Source organism: Paraburkholderia phymatum (assembly GCF_038900715.1).
In the GTDB taxonomy this organism is placed as follows: domain Bacteria; phylum Pseudomonadota; class Gammaproteobacteria; order Burkholderiales; family Burkholderiaceae; genus Paraburkholderia; species Paraburkholderia phymatum_A.
This window is the reverse complement of sequence record NZ_JAYMRZ010000002.1, coordinates 564,269-580,010: the sequence shown is the minus strand read 5'-3', so window position 1 is coordinate 580,010 and position 15,742 is coordinate 564,269. Positions and strand designations below refer to the sequence as shown.

The 15,742-nt window shown below is 61.4% G+C and carries 9 protein-coding genes; 1 reads left to right on the top strand and 8 read right to left on the bottom strand.

What is annotated here, in order from left to right:
- The first annotated feature begins 270 nt into the window (after positions 1-270).
- A complete protein-coding gene (locus VSR68_RS05935) occupies positions 271-5,763 on the top strand; it encodes a trifunctional serine/threonine-protein kinase/ATP-binding protein/sensor histidine kinase (protein WP_342938897.1) in 5,493 nt (1,830 codons plus the stop codon).
- A 493-nt stretch (positions 5,764-6,256) separates the two neighbouring features.
- Here VSR68_RS05935 and VSR68_RS05930 read toward each other — a convergent pair whose 3' ends face one another.
- The 8 genes from VSR68_RS05930 to VSR68_RS05895 form a co-directional block, all read right to left on the bottom strand.
- The gene (locus VSR68_RS05930) at positions 6,257-8,995 is read right to left on the bottom strand and encodes an MGH1-like glycoside hydrolase domain-containing protein (protein ID WP_342938896.1); all 2,739 of its coding nucleotides are present in this window, start codon (positions 8,993-8,995) and stop codon (positions 6,257-6,259) included.
- A gap of 275 nt (positions 8,996-9,270) precedes the next feature.
- Positions 9,271-9,897: a hypothetical protein gene (locus tag VSR68_RS05925; RefSeq protein ID WP_342938895.1), complete on the bottom strand. Its 627-nt coding sequence runs from the start codon at positions 9,895-9,897 to the stop codon at positions 9,271-9,273.
- 154 nt (positions 9,898-10,051) lie between these two features.
- The gene (locus VSR68_RS05920) at positions 10,052-10,435 is read right to left on the bottom strand and encodes a BON domain-containing protein (protein WP_342938894.1); all 384 of its coding nucleotides are present in this window, start codon (positions 10,433-10,435) and stop codon (positions 10,052-10,054) included.
- Between the two features lie 33 nt (positions 10,436-10,468).
- A complete protein-coding gene (locus VSR68_RS05915) occupies positions 10,469-11,614 on the bottom strand; it encodes a porin (RefSeq protein WP_342938893.1) in 1,146 nt (381 codons plus the stop codon).
- 79 nt (positions 11,615-11,693) lie between these two features.
- On the bottom strand, positions 11,694-13,331 hold the full coding sequence (locus tag VSR68_RS05910; protein WP_342938892.1) for a 3-(methylthio)propionyl-CoA ligase: 1,638 nt from the start codon (positions 13,329-13,331) through the stop codon (positions 11,694-11,696).
- Positions 13,332-13,342: 11 nt separating this feature from the next.
- The gene (locus VSR68_RS05905; protein WP_342938891.1) at positions 13,343-13,573 is read right to left on the bottom strand and encodes a DUF1289 domain-containing protein; all 231 of its coding nucleotides are present in this window, start codon (positions 13,571-13,573) and stop codon (positions 13,343-13,345) included.
- Positions 13,574-13,586: 13 nt separating this feature from the next.
- A complete protein-coding gene (locus VSR68_RS05900) occupies positions 13,587-14,423 on the bottom strand; it encodes an SDR family NAD(P)-dependent oxidoreductase (protein ID WP_342938992.1) in 837 nt (278 codons plus the stop codon).
- 2 nt (positions 14,424-14,425) lie between these two features.
- Positions 14,426-15,706 (bottom strand): MFS transporter, encoded by a 1,281-nt coding sequence (locus tag VSR68_RS05895; protein ID WP_342938890.1) that lies wholly within the window; start codon positions 15,704-15,706, stop codon positions 14,426-14,428.
- Positions 15,707-15,742: the final 36 nt, after the last annotated feature.

Sequence of the window (15,742 nt, the reverse complement as noted above, 5' to 3'; positions counted from 1 at the left end):
CTCGATACGATGATGATCCCCGAAAGAGGGTATCGAGATTGACAATCGTATGCGACCGAGGCGATCGTGACACGAGAACCAACGGGTTGCGCGGCGCCACCAGGCAGATCTGACACTCGATCGGGTCTGGAACCGATTCAACGCTGACGAGATCACGACTTTCGCCGCGAGAATACGGCACAACAAGTCGTTCACACAACTATCGGCATCACTGCTGGGATTGTTGCGAAGAACGTGTATCCTCGTGAAATAGTTCTCGTTGCAGCGGCGATGGATAAAAAGATGAATATCCTGTGGGACGATGGCGAGCGCGTCTTCTGGAGAGGACAGTCCTCCGCGCCAGCTGGTCAGAATGAACTGTTCACGAAGCTCGCCGCTGAACAACCTCTGCCCGCCAGTCTCGATCGACTCGCCCACGAGTTCGGCCTGAAGGACGAGCTTGATGGCGCCTGGGCCGTGCGTCCGCTGAGGTGGGTGCGCGAGGGCAGCCAGATCGTGCTGGCGCTCGAGGACCCCGGTGGCGAACCGCTCGCGCGTCTGCTCGGCACTCCACTGGAGATCGGCCATTTTCTGGAACTCGCCGCCGCCATTGCCGCCGCGCTAGGCAAGCTTCATCAGCGCGGCCTGATCCACAAGGATCTCAAGCCCGCGCATATCCTCGTGCATTGCTCCGATGGACAGGCGCGGCTCACCGGATTCGGCCTTGCCTCGTGGCTGCCACGCGAGCGGCAGGCGCCAGAGCCACCCGAAACCATTGCCGGAACGCTCGCCTACATGGCGCCCGAGCAAACCGGCCGGATGAATCGCTCGATCGATTCGCGCAGCGACCTGTATGCACTGGGAGTCACGTTCTACGAGATGCTGACGGGCGCCCTGCCGTTCGCCGCCTCGGACGCCATGGAATGGGTGCACTGTCATATCGTGCGTATGCCGGTGCCGCCCCACGCGCGGGTGGAAACCGTACCCGCAGTGGTCTCCCGCATCGTCATGAAGCTGCTCGCCAAGACAGCTGAGGAGCGCTACCAGACTGCCGCCGGTGTCGAGCATGATCTGCGGCGATGCCTCTCGGACTGGCAGCGTGAGCGCCACATCGACGACTTCCCGCTGGACGAACACGGCACGCCTGGCCGACTGATGATTCCTGAGAAGCTTTATGGACGTGAGCACGAAGTTGAAAGCCTGGTCACCACTTTCACCCGCATTCTCGAGAACGGCGCGCCCGAACTGGTGCTCGTCTCCGGTTATTCGGGCATTGGCAAATCCTCGGTGGTCAATGAGCTGCACAAGATCCTCGTGCCGCGCCGGGGATTGTTCGCCTCCGGCAAGTTCGACCAGTACAAGCGCGATATCCCCTATTCCACGCTGATCCAGGCATTCGAGGGCGTGGTGCGCATGCTGCTGGGCAAGTCCGACGCGGAACTGGCAAGCTGGCGCGCAGCATTGCTGGACGCGCTCTCGCCCAATGCGGCGCTCATGAGCGACCTGATTCCCGAACTGAAGCTCATTATCGGCGAGCCGCCCCCCGTTCCGGAACTCGAGCCACAACAGGCGCAACAGCGCTTCCTGCAGGTATTCCGGCACTTCATCGGCGTATTCGCCCAGGCTGATCATCCGCTTGCACTTTTTCTCGACGACCTGCAGTGGCTCGATGCAGCGACACTGGACCTGTTAGTGGATCTGCTGACCCACCCGAATCTGCGCTACCTGATGCTGATCGGCGCCTATCGCGACAACGAGGTCGATGCCACCCATCCGCTGACCGCCCGGCTCCAGGCTGTCCGCAACGCCGGCGCGAAGGTCGGGGAAATCCGGCTCGCGCCGCTCACTCATGAGCACATCGGGAGTCTGATTGCGGACGCGCTTCACTGTGCGCCCGACTCGATCGAGCCGCTGACGCGACTCGTGCGAGACAGGACGGGCGGCAATCCGTTCTTCGTGATCCAGTTCCTGCAGGCGCTGGCCGAAGGCAATCTTCTGGCGTTCGATCATGATGCGCGGCAGTGGCGCTGGGATACCGGACGCATCCATGTCAAGGGTTACACCGATAACGTCGTGGACCTGATGGCCGGCAAGCTGACCCACCTGCCGAGCGCGACGCAAAACGCGCTGCAGCAGCTTGCCTGCCTCGGGAACGTTGCGGACATCGCGACATTGTCGGCTGTGCTCGGCATGCCCGAGGCGCAGGTCCACGCCGTGCTGTGGGAGGCGGTTCGCCAGGAACTGGCCGTGCGGGTGGAGGGTGCTTACGCGTTTGTTCACGACCGGATCCACCAGGCTGCCTATTCCCTGATCCCGGAAGCCTCGCGCGCCGCCGCCCATCTGCGGATCGGCCGGCTGCTCGTTGCGCAGACACCTGCCGAAAAACGCGACGAAGCGATCTTCGAGATCGTGAACCAGCTCAATCGCGGTTCCGCGCGGATCGGCGAACGGGACGAACGCGAGCAACTGGCGGCGTTCAATCTGCGCGCTGGCCAGCGCGCCAAGGCGTCGACAGCCCATACCTCCGCGCTCGCGTATTTCACCACGGGCGCCGGACTACTGGGCGACGATTGCTGGCAGCGGCGGCATGACTTGTTCTTTACGCTGGAGTTGAACCGGGCTGAATGCGAATTCCTGACGGGACAACTGTCGACCGCCGAAGCGCGACTGGCCGCGCTATCGAAACGTGCCACGACAACGCTCGAGCGCGCCCAGGTCGCCTGCTGGCAGATGGACGTCTACACGGTTCTCGACAAGAGCGACAACGCGGTGGCGGTTGGCCTGACCTTCCTTCGTCATGTGGGCATCGAGTGGTCACCCCATCCGGATGAGATGACGGTGCGAAGCGAATACGAGCGTATCGGGACACTGCTTGGGGACCGGACCATCGAGCAACTGATCGATCTGCCCGCAATGGAGAACGCGAATGTCGTTGCGACCGTCGAGACCCTGGTAAAGCTGTTCCCGCCTGCGTTGTTCACGGACGGAAGGCTCGCTTACCTGGCGATCTGCAAGGCGGTCAGTCTCAGCCTCGAGCACGGCAACGCCGATGCCTCGTGCGTGGCCTACGCCTATTTTCCCAGGTTCGCCGGACGGCTTGTCGGCGACTACCAGGCCGGATTTCAATTCGGCCGGCTCGGCTGCAAACTCGTCGAACGGCGCGGCCTCGTACGCTATGAAGCCCGCACATACCTTGCATTTTCCGCTTATGTCGCCCGCTGGGTGCAACCTGTGCGGACTTGCGGTGATCAGCTGCGCCGCATTTTCGACACGATGAACCGGACCGGCGAGCTTTCGTTCGGCGCGTTTACGCTCAACAATCTCGTCTCGAACCTGCTTTTCACCGGCGAGCCACTAGCCGAGGTGCAACGCGAGGCCGAATCTGGCCTTGCGTACGCCAGGAAAATGCGGTTTGGCCTGGTCATTCACTTTGTCGAAGCCCAGCTTGCGCTGATCCGGACGCTCCGCGGCTTGACACCGGTGTTCGGCTGCCTGGACGGGCAGTTCGATGAAGCTTACACCGAACACCTTTTCTCCAAACCGTCCCTGTCGGTCGCCGCGTGCTGGTACTGGGTCCGGACACTGCAGGCACGCTATCTCGCCGGCGACCACGAGGCGGCCATGGCGGCTGCCTCAAGGGCGCAACGGCTCCTGTGGACCTCACACTCGTTCCTCGAGGAGGCCGAATATCACTTCTATGCCGCGCTCGCCCGCGCTGGCCGGTGCGACACCATCCCGGCCGACGAGTTCCCGCAGCACCGGGCGGCACTGACTGCCCACCACAACCAGCTGCGCATCTGGGCGGATCTCTGCCCGGAGAACTTCGCAAGCCATACCGCACTGGTCGGCGCCGAGATCGCGCGCATCGAAGGTCGCGTCGTCGATGCAGAAATGCTCTACGAGCAGGCCATCGATTCGGCACAGGAAAGCGGCTTCGCGCATATCGAGGCACTAGCCAGCGAATTGGCGTCCCGCTTTTATGCAGCCCGCGGTTGTGGAAGAATTGCGCGCATGTATATGCAGGACGCGCACTATGGTTATCTGCGTTGGGGCGCTAACGGCAAGGTGCGGCAACTCGATCAACGGTATCTGTACCTGAGGACCGAAAAGGCGGCACCCGAACCGACGAATACGATGGCAGCACCCATCGAGCACCTCGAACTGGCGACCGTGATCAAGGTTTTACAGACGGCTTCAGGCGAGATCCACCTGGAAACGCTGATCGAGATGGTCATGCGCACGGCAATCGAACAGGCGGGCGCCGAACGGGGCCTGCTGATCCTCTCGGACGGGGGCGAGCAGCGGATTGCAGCCGACGCCACCACCGGCGACGACGCGGTCCACCTGCAGTTGTCCGACGCGCCGGTCTCGGCATCGCTGTTGCCGGAGTCGATCCTCAACCAGGTCCTGCGCAGCCGCGAGAACGTCGTTCTGGACGATGCCGCAGCCGATCCCATGGCCGGCGCGGATCCCTATATCCGTGAGCATCGTGCGCGCTCCATTTTGTGCCTGCCCCTGATGAATGGCGCCAAGCTCATCGGTGCGCTCTACCTTGAGAACAAGCTCACGGCCCGCGTATTCGACCACGCCCGGATTGCGGTGCTGAAGCTGGTCGCCTCGCAGGCTGCGATTTCGCTCGAAAATGCCCGTCTGTATCGCGACGTCGCGGAACGCGAAGCAAAAATCCGGCGCCTGGTCGACGCCAATCTCATCGGGATTGTCATCTGGGCGCTGGACGGACGGCTTATCGACGCCAACGATTCATTTCTCCGCATGGTTCAGTACGAGCGCGACGATTTGAAGAGAGGGCTTCGGTGGTACGACATGACGCCTCCCGAATGGCAAGAGCGTGTCCCACGCGAGTTCGAAGAACTTGCGGCGACTGGCACCATGCAAACCTGCGAAAAGGAATTCTTCCGGAAAGACGGCAGCCGGGTGCCCGTCCTGATCGGTGGCGCGGCATTTGAACAAAAGCCGAACGAGGGCGTAGCGTACATTCTCGATCTGACCGAGCGGAAGCGGGCGGAAATGAAAATTCGCGAGAGCGAAGAGCGCTATCGCGAGGTGCAGACCGAACTGGCACACGCAAACCGCGTCGCGACCATGGGGCAGCTAACGGCCTCGATTGCCCATGAAATCAATCAGCCCATTGCCGCAACGGTAACCCATGCCGAGGCCGCACTGCGGTGGCTCAATCGCGACCCCGCCGACATCAGCGAAGTGCGCACGGCGCTCGACTGTATCGTCAAGGATGGCATTCGCGCCGGGGACGTGCTCAGCCGCATCCGTCAACTGATCAAGAAGGCCCCGCCGCGAAAAGAGCCGGTGAACCTCAACGAGGCGATTCGCGAGATTGCCGAACTCGTCCAGGGAGAAGCAAGAAAGAGCGGCGCCGGGCTGGAGATGCAACTCGCGGAAGGTTTGCCGTTTATTGAAGGCGACCGGGTGGAACTGCAGCAGGTGGTGCTCAACCTGATCATCAATGCATTCGAGGCAATGAGCAGCGTCGAGGGAATGCGATACGTGCACATCAGCACCGGCGAGGCCGACGATGCTCGCGTGCTCGTGACCGTGCGCGATTCGGGTCCTGGTTTTGGCCCGAACGGTGCCGAGCAGGTATTCAACGCGTTCTATACCACGAAGTCCACCGGCCTCGGCATGGGGCTATCTATTTGCCGTTCGATCATCGACGCGCATGGCGGCCAGCTATGGGCGAGTGAATGCTCGCCGTGCGGCGCGATCGTTCAGTTTACGGTACCCCAGCATCCTGCCGTTTGTTCTTGACGGTCAGGCTTCTATAACTCGCCCACTCAACGGCTGAGAAAAAAGCGCAATGGCTGAGGCGTCAACGACCGCTTTGGAGCGGCGCGTCTATCTCTTGTGGGGCGACTACGGCCGATTACGTGGGGCAGCAGTCGCCGCCCGGCAGCATAAGCAATCCTGCTTATGCTGCTGTTTGTTCGCCATTCGGTCCCCACCCGCGCTACGTACAATCTGTCGGTTGCACTCAAGTACCAGCGCGAGATCTACAAAGACTACGTCCGGCACGGCAGGCCCGGTGGCCGATCTCACTTTGACGCTCGACGTGCGCTGAAGACTGACTCTCACCGGGCAGCGCGCTGTACGTGGGCCTGTGCGTTCGTATGCCGCTGGATCTTCGTGCAAATCTGCGTGGGTTTCGCAGCGATGCAGCCCAACCTATTCCCGACTCTGTCGACCAGTTACAACCGCAGTGACCGATCTGTGGCATGCCGAATCCAAGTTTCTGTTGATCTTCTCACTTCCGGTCCATCTGTTCTCCGCCCACCTGTTGCCCGACGACGCCGGCCATGACGCGCCAGCGGACGCTTTCCAGAACGGTTTGAGCATCGATGCGCCCGAACAGGTCCAGGAGAGGCGCGACGAGGCCCGTCCAGCCCGTCTGGTGACTGGCCCCAAGCCCCGCACCGTTGTCGCCGTGGAAATACTCGTAGAACAGAATCAGGTCACGCCAATGCGGATCGTCCTGGAACTTGCCCGTCCCGCCGTAGACGGGACGCCTTCCATTGGCGGCCCGCAGAAACGTACCCGACAACCGCCGCACGATCTCCTGCGTGACCTCGAAGAGCGTCATGTAATGCCCCGATCCGGTCGGGCATTGAACCTTGAGCTCATCACCGAAAAAGCTGTAGAGATTCATCAGTGCCCTGAGAATCAGCATGTTCACCGGTATCCACACTGGACCGCGCCAGTTGGAATTTCCGCCGAACATGCCCGTATTCGATTCGGCCGGCAGGTACTGCACCTTGTATTCCGTCCCACCGACATTGAGCACATACGGATGCTCGAGATGGTAGCGAGAGAGCGAACGAATGCCGTGCGGCCCGAGGAACTCGTTTTCATCGAGCAGGTATCCGAGCACGCGCTCGAGTTTGCGCTTGTTAAGGATCGACAGGAGCCGGCGATCCCGATGGCCGATGAAGCCTGCATCCGTCGGGGCTACATGGGCGACCAGTTCCGGGTAGCGTTCTCGGAATTGCGCGATCAGATCCATCAGTTTCGGATAGCGCGTGATCGAATCGGCTTCGAACACCGTCGACGCGCACAGCGGAAGCAGTCCCACCATTGACCTTACCTTCAGACGCATGGTCTGGCCGTCGGGAAGCCGCAGCAGATCATAGAAAAAGCCGTCCTGCTCGTCCCACATCTCGTCCGGATGTTCGCCGCGCCGGTCCATCGCGTAGGCGATCCACATGAAGTGCTGGACGAACCTGAAGGCGATCTCCTCGTACATTGGATCGTATTCCGTCAGGATGACCGCCATCTCGAGCATGCATTGGCAGTAGAACGCCATCCACGCCGTCCCGTCCGCCTGCTCCAGTGATCCACCCGTCGGAAGCTGTGCGCTGCGATCGAATACGCCGATGTTGTCCAGCCCCAGAAATCCACCGGCAAAGACATTACGGCCTGATGGGTCCTTTCGGTTCACCCACCAGTTGAAATTGAGCATCAGCCCCTGAAACGAGCGCTCGAGAAAACGCGGGTCAGCCCGGTCCAACGCTTTCCCGTACTTGTAGAGCCAGAGCGTGGCAGCGGCATGCACGGGAGGATTCACATCACTGAAGTTCCACTCATAGGCTGGGATCTGGCCGCTAGGATGGACATACAGGGTGCGCAACATCAGCAGCAACTGCTCCTTCGCGAAATCGAAATCGACCAGCGCGAGAGAGATCGTATGAAAAGCCAGGTCCCAGGCCGCGTACCACGGATACTCCCACTTGTCCGGCATGGAGATCACGTCCGCATTCAACATGTGGAACCACCCGGTATTGCGCACATTGGGCCGCTCGCCTTCGAGCAAGGGATGGCTCCCATGCTCGCGCAGCCACAGTTCGAGATCGAAGTAGTAGTACTGCTTGCCCCACAGCATGCCCGCCAAAGCCTGACGGTGAACCCGGCGCTGGTCTTCCGTCAGCGATTTGGGCGCAATACGCGCGTAGAACGCGTCCGCGTCGGCAATGCGGTCACTGAAGGTTTTCTCGAAGTCGTCGAAGGCGTTGTCCAACCTGACTGCCGTCAGGCGCAGCCGGATTGTCGCGCTGCCGCCGCCGGGTAGGTCGCACACGCAATGGGCCGCCGCCTTGGTTCCCGTCCCGGCGGGATTCACTGCCTCGCGCTGCCCTGCAATGACATACGCGTGGAACGCGTCCTTCACATAAGGTGAAACGTTGGGTTGATTCCACAGACGTTGTGCGTTGCTTTCGTTTTCCGTGAAAAGCAGTTCCGTCGCGCCGTCGCAATAGAGCCAGTACTCGCCCAGATCATGATGCGTCGCACGAATGACGCCTGAGCCCGCTTCGCACAGCGATGGCCTGCGATCGGCGTCGCCCCACGACCAGGTATTGCGAAACCAGAGAGTGGGCAGGACCCGCAGCCGCGCCGCTTCCCGTGCGCGATTGTGTACGGAAATGCGCGCGAAGATGTCTTCCGGACCCGCTTTCGCGTATTCGACGAACACGTCGAAATACCGGTCTTCATCGAAGACGCCCGTATCGAGCAGTTCGTACTCGAGTTCGTCCCGCGATCGCTTCCGGTTCGTCTCGACCAGGTCCCGGTACGGATACTCCCGCTGCGGATACTTGTACAGATACTTCATGTACGAGTGCGTGGGCGTGCTGTCGACGTAGAAGTAATACTCCTTCACGTCCTCGCCATGATTGCCCTCGCTATTGGTCAGGCCAAAGAGGCGCTCCTTCAGTATCGCGTCGCGCTCGTTCCATAGCGCAAGCGCGAAGCACAGCCGCTGCTGGTCGTCGCACAGTCCGCCGAGCCCGTCTTCTCCCCATCTGTAGGCGCGCGAGCGGGAATGATCATGGGTGAAATAGTTCCAGGCGTTGCCGTCTTCGCTGTAGTCCTCCCGGACCGTTCCCCACTGACGCTCGCTGAGGTACGGCCCCCACTTCTTCCACGGTACTTGCGCGGCACGCGCGTCGTTCAGGCGCTTTTCTTCTGCTACATCCTCGATTACAGGACACATGCTTTGCCTCCGTAACGGCGCGTGGATTCGATGGAGCGGACCGGACCATTTTCGCCTACCCCGTGTCGATGCTTTAAGGTATGCGGCGAGTCGAGGTATGTCCCGGATACCTTCACAATGTAGGAGGCACCACGAAGCAGGGCAATACGGTGTTGGGGACGTGCAGAGACAACAATCGACCGCTGTACCTCAAAGCGCTGCCGGATAGGCGCCCCCCCGATGCAATGTCAGGAGCGGGTCGACACCAGTCCGATGACCCATCGTCGTCGGCGTGATTACCGTGATAACCCGCGCCTTATCGCGGCAAAAGTCTTGGGGGCACCGCGTGCGGGCGAGGGGAGGGTAGCATCCGGCAACTGATCGGCCATTGCTGCCGTTGGAGCGTCAACCACTGTGAGGCAGGTCATAAGCGCATTGCCGCCTCTCGCTCCATCGTCGGTTCGAATGTCAGGTATCGTTGCAGTGACCGAGTACTTGCGACCCACTCCCGCCATACGACCCAGCGCGGCCTCGACGGCGGCTTTCAAAATTGCAACGGCCATTCGTGTGATCACGTCGACCGGCGGTGAGTTTGTTAGACGCCAGTCCATGTCAGCAGGCCCGGAAGCGCGCGACAGGGACATGCGGGCAAGCGTTGAATAAACCGAAAGGGAGGAAACCGCGGGAGTCTTGTGGACGATCAGATTGACACCGAACGCGGCGTCGTTGGGACCCAGTCCCGTCTTGATCGTATCCAGCCATTGCGCGTACCCCTCAGTGGTGCGCTGATTCAGAGCAGGAAAGGTGCCGATCGCTCCGCTCCGGCAGGTCGCCATGACGAGCTCCGGACCGGATACCAGAAACATCGGCGCGGCGATAACGGGCAACTTCAGGATCTTTCCCAGCGCGACAGGAATTGTCATTGTGGAACTCCGCGACCTCGTTCGGTTAATAGAAATGGATTGGGCGTTAAGCGCTTGCCCCGACATCACACCGGACCCTGTCGGATTGCCGCCAGGCCGGCGCAATGGTGCCGTGGTCTCGCATCAACCGGCCAGATCCAAAGGCCGGAGACAGTTACTGCCCGCCAAACGACTTTTTGACCGTCAACTTGCTGGTGACGGACGTGACGCCCGGAACGTCTTTCACGATCTCGCTCACTTTGTCGAGCTGCGATGCATCGACCACGGTTCCGTCGAGCGTCACTGCGCCGCTCTTCGCGATGACGCTGATGTTGCCAGCGTTAATCTCCTTGTGCGTGACAATCGCGGAGTAGACCTTGCGGCGCAGCGCACGATCGGCTTTCCGGATATCTTTCGCCGACATGCTGCCCGAGGCCGCGATGGCGGTTCCGTTCGAAGCCGTGCTCGCATCGCTTACGCCCCCCTGCGCCCACGCATGAACAGATGCCGAGGCGATCAATACGCCGCCCGCAATCCCGAGCGCCCAGTTTGTTTTCATTGCATGCTCCAGTTGTTGTTTGTGTGAGGGGGATCAGAAGTTGTGGCGGACACCGACCATCGCCGCCGTGGTTGACCTGCCTTCCGGAACGGGCGCACCGTAGGTGATCGTCTGGCTCATAATGCCGCGGTTGTTGACGTAGCCGACCTGCGCGTAGGCGAGGGTAGCTTTGGACAGGCTGTATTCGGCGCCCAGCGCGAACTCATTCGATTGATTGGCCGAGTGGTTACGATCCTTCAGGTAATAGAAGCCCGAGGTAACCTTGAAGGCCGGGCTGAACCTGTAGCCGAGGCCCCCGGAAATCATCTCAAAGTTGGCCTGGCCGCTGTTCGCGGGGTTCTTGCCGATGCTGTATGACGTCGACACGGAAAAATCGTGGAAGGTGTACTGCGCGCCCAGATACCAGAAGCGGTTGTTGGCCAGGCCGGTTGACGGCGCCGTGACGATTGTCGTAGGGCCGGTCTGCGTGAATGGATTCGTGTCGTGTCCGTTGTAGTAAACAGCCGCCAGGTTCAGCCCATAGTTCGAATACTGCAACACGGCGGACTCGCGCGTGCCGCCCTGGAACTGGCCCGGGACGCCGCCGGGCGAATACTCGAGCGCAAGCGATGCGCCATAGAACTTAGGCGAACGGTAGACGATCGCGTTGTCGTCATACAGCGCACCGATCGGGCCGTTCGTGCTGAGGCCCTGCCAGCCCGCAGCCTGGTTCATGCCGAGCCATGCGGTCAGGATACTGCCGAAGTATTGGGCGTTCCGTACATCGGTGTCCGCCATCGCATAGATCATCGGCACGATCTGACGGCCCACATCGATCGTGCCGAACGGGCTCGACACGCCCACCGTCGTCTGCTGGTTGAACATCGCTGTGGCGCCCGGCGTATCAGACAGCCCGGACTTGCCGTTCGAACTGTTGAACGACCCCTGCAACCTGAAGTTGACCTTGTAGCCACCCCCGATGTCTTCGCTGCCCTTGAGACCCCAGACGCTCGAATAGATTCCGCCGTCCTTGAGTGCGTAGACATGTCCGAGATTCACTTTCGACTGAAAGTTCGCCGCATTCGCGCTCTGGTATAACAATCCGGAATCAATGACGCCATACAGCGTCACCGACGACTGCGCGTATGTGGCGCTTCCCGTTGCAGCCAGCACGGCTGCCGCTAACCACTTCAACTTCATTTTGTCTCCTGTTTAGTATCTCTAAGTATCCGATAGCGACTTCCAGCCAACTCGATACAACGAACCGTCATCCCACACATCAGGCCAGCAGATAGTCCCCAAACGCTTCGCGCAGCTGGTTCTTCAGCACTTTGCCGGTGGCGCCCATTGGCATCGCCTCGATGAACACGACGGCGTCCGGCATCCACCACTTCGCGATCTTGCCTTCGAAGTACGCCAGGAGTTCCTCCGTCGTCACCCGTGCGTCGGGTCGCTTCACGGCGACAAGCAGCGGCCGCTCGTCCCACTTCGGATGTCTTGCCGCGATACAGGCCGCGCCCGCTATCGCCGGGTGCGCGACTGCGATGTTCTCGATGTCGATCGAGCTGATCCATTCGCCGCCGGACTTGATCACATCCTTGCTGCGGTCGGTGATCTGCATGAAGCCGTCTGCATCGATCGTCGCGATATCGCCGGTCGGGAACCAGCCGTGCGCGTCGGCGTCGATCCGCAGCGGATTGCCGCCCTCATTGCGGAAGTAGTTGCGCACGACCCACGGCCCGCGCACGAGCAATTCCCCCGAAGTCACGCCGTCCCACGGCAGTTCCTGCCCGTTCGCATCGACGATTTTCATGTCGACGCCAAACACCGCGCGCCCCTGCTTCGACTGCACGGCGCAACGCTCCTCCCGGGACATCGTCAGGTGCCTGTATTTCATCGTGCCGATGGTGCCGAGCGGACTCAGTTCGGTCATGCCCCATGCGTGCAGGACCTCCACGCCGTAGCTGTCCTGGAGCTTGTGCAGCATCGCGGGCGGACAGGCTGCACCGCCAATCACGGTGCGCTTCAGGGTCGAGAATGTCCGTCCTTCCCGTTCTAGATGACCTAGCAGGCCCTGCCATACGGTCGGCACGCCGGCCGCGAACGTGACCTGTTCGGCTTCGAGAAGCTCGTACAGCGACTTGCCGTCGAGTCCCGGGCCGGGGAACACCAGCTTCGCTCCGACCATGCACGCGACGTACGGCAGGCCCCACGCATTGACATGGAACATCGGCACGACCGGCAGGACCACATCACGCGCCGAGCAGTTCAGCGCATCCGGCAACGCGGCGGCCCAGGTGTGCAGTAGCGACGAGCGATGCGAGTACAGCGCACCCTTCGGGTTGCCCGTCGTGCCCGACGTATAGCACAGCGTACAGGCGGTATCCTCGTCGAAATTCGGCCACGCGTAATCAGATGAGCTTCCTTCGATCAGGTCTTCGTAGCACAGCAGGCTGGCGATGCCGGAGTCCTGGGGCATGTGCGCGGAGTCGGTCATGGCGATAAACGCCTTGACTGTCTTGCAGCGGCCGGCGATGGCTTTGACCAGCGGCAGGAACGTCAGATCGAAGAACAGGTACTGGTCCTCCGCATGGTCGACGATGTAGGCGATCTGGTCCGCGTGCAGGCGCGGATTGATCGTGTGCATCACCGCGCCCATGCCGGAGATGCCGTAGTACAGCTCCATGTGGCGATAGCCGTTCCACGCCAGCGTGCCGACGCGGTCGGACGGCTTGACGCCCAGACTGGCAAGCGCGTTGGCCAGCTGGCGTGCGCGGCGGTGACAGTCGCGGTACGTATAGCGATGGATGTCACCCTCGACCCTGCGTGACACGATTTCGGTATCGCCATGATGGCGATCCGCATGCACGATCAGCGAGGAAACCAGTAACTGCTTCTGCAGCATCAAACCATTCATGAGGTCTCCATTCATTTCGGCAATTCATTCTCTAAAGCGGAGTCGCCGGTCAATGCCACCCGCAACATTCCGCTGCGACGGCACGCGAGCAGTGCGGCGACTTCGGCCTTCTGCTGGTGGTTCATCTGATCCCAGAGGCCAACCTCACGGAGCGTTCTCCAGCACCCCTGGCATAACTGATCATTCGGGTCCATCCTGCAGATATTGATGCAGGGATCGGTGACAGGATTGCTTCGATTCATTTGGCACATCCGGTCAGATCACGACGCCGCCGTTCGGGCTGATGATCTGGCCGACCAGATAGTGATCGCCAGCGAGGTAGGTCACCGTCGAGGCGTATTCCTCCATCGTGCCCAGGCGCCCGGCGGGTACCAGCTGCCAGAACTGGTTGCGCTTTTCCTCACCCGCGGCCTCGAAGTATTCCGTAAATTCGGGGGTGGCCACGCCACCCGGCGCCATTGCATTGACGAAGATATTGGCGCCTGCCACCTCGGCCGCAACAGACTTCGTGAAAGCAATCACCGCACCCTTGGTCGCGCAATAGTGCGGACTGTGCGCGCTCATCGCCGATATGCCGGCAATCGACGCGATGTTGATGATCCTGCCGTCGCGCTGCGGTTGCATCAGCCTGAGCGCTTCGCGCGTGCAATAGAAGAGACCATGCACATTGACGTCCCAGTAGCGATGCCACTCCTCATCGCTGATGGTGCTGGTAAAGCCTAGCGACTGCCGCGGCACGGGTGTGGTGATATAGGCGTAGTGTTCGTTGCGACGCCCGGTATCGACGGGCGTGTTCGGCACGCGTGCGGCGTTGTTGACAAGGATATGCAGCGTGCCGAAGCGCTCGGCGATGGCGGCAAACAGCCGCGTGACTTCGCTGCTCGAAGAGATATCGCAGCGTAGCGCGAGACACCGCACGCCGGTCGCTTCCACCGCTGCGCGCGTGGCTTCGAGCGCAGGCATGTCGATATCGCAGATCGCGACGTCTGCGCCCGCGCGGGCCAGGTCGATGGCAATCGCCCCGCCCAGGCCACGACCGGCACCGGTGACGAGCGCGACGCGCCCTTCGAGATTCTGACGTTGGTTTTGCATTCTCAAGGTCTCACAGGTTGAACGTTTTCGGTCGAGGGAACGCGCTGCCTGCCTGAAGCGCGCGCCGCAAGAGCGAACCACAGGGCCGAGCTGATCGCCAGCACATCGCTGAGGAACAGGACGTCCGTTAGCGGAGCGGTGTTGCCTGCTCGCTTCAAATGGTCAGCCAGCATGCCGATGACCACCGTGCCAATGGCGAGCGCGAATACATTGATCAGCAACATCGTGAACCCAGTCACCGTCGAGCGCATCCTTGCCGGCGTCATACCGGTGATGGCCGAAAGGGCCGAGCCATAGACCGCCATCGGCAGGAAGAATCCGGCACACATGCCGACATAGAACACGGGCGAGCCGACCGGTACGAATCGATATGAGAGGATCAACGGTGCGCAGACCAGGACGAGCAGCGCCATGAAGCTTGCGTGCTCCCCGCGCAGGCGCCTCGCGACGCGATCCCCCACTGCGCCTCCCGCGACCGCGCCAAGCGTGCCGAATACCAGCTGCAACGCCCCGATCCGTGTGGCGATACCGGCCGCGTTCATGCCCCGTTCGTCAACGAGCCACAGTTGCGTGAAGGAGAAGCTGGCAAAAACCAGGTGCACCAGCACGAAACCGACAATCGTGAAACCCAGTGCACGACTACTGCCAACGGTGCGCAACACGGCGAGTGCCTGCTCGAGGAATGGTGCGCCGCGCTCCTGCGGTGTGAGTACGCTTCGGTTCTCCTTGAGCAGTGCCAGGGGCAGCGCAATCGCAATGCCAATCACGCCCAGCGCATGGAATGTCGACCGCCACCCGAGCGTGGCGCCGAAACTGCCGGCGAGCAGGAAACTGCAGCCGACACCCAGCGGTATGCCCATGAAAAAGAGCCCCATTGCCGTGCCACGGCGCTTGCCGGAGAAGAGTTCAGCCAGCAGGGCCACCGCGGCGGGGACCAGTGCCGCCTCGCCGCTGGCGACGAAAAACCGGGCCACCACCATCTGTTCGAAGCTCTGTGCGTGGCCCGACGCCAGGGTGCAAGCGCTCCAGATCAGCACACCGGCGGCGATGATCCGGGGGCGGCTGAAACGGTCGGCGAGCGTACCCATGAACATCGCCATCACGCCGAAACTCAGCACCCACACTGCACCCGCGAGAAACCCGTATTGCGTATGGCTGAGCGCCAGATCCCGGATGATCTGCGGCGAAAACCCGAGCAGCATGTTGCGGTCGGTGTGCGCCAGCAGATGAATCACCAGCAGGGACGCCAGGACGGCAGCGGGGCTTTTCTTCCAGAACATCATCTGTCTCCATGCCTGAAGGGTTGGACTGCATACGAG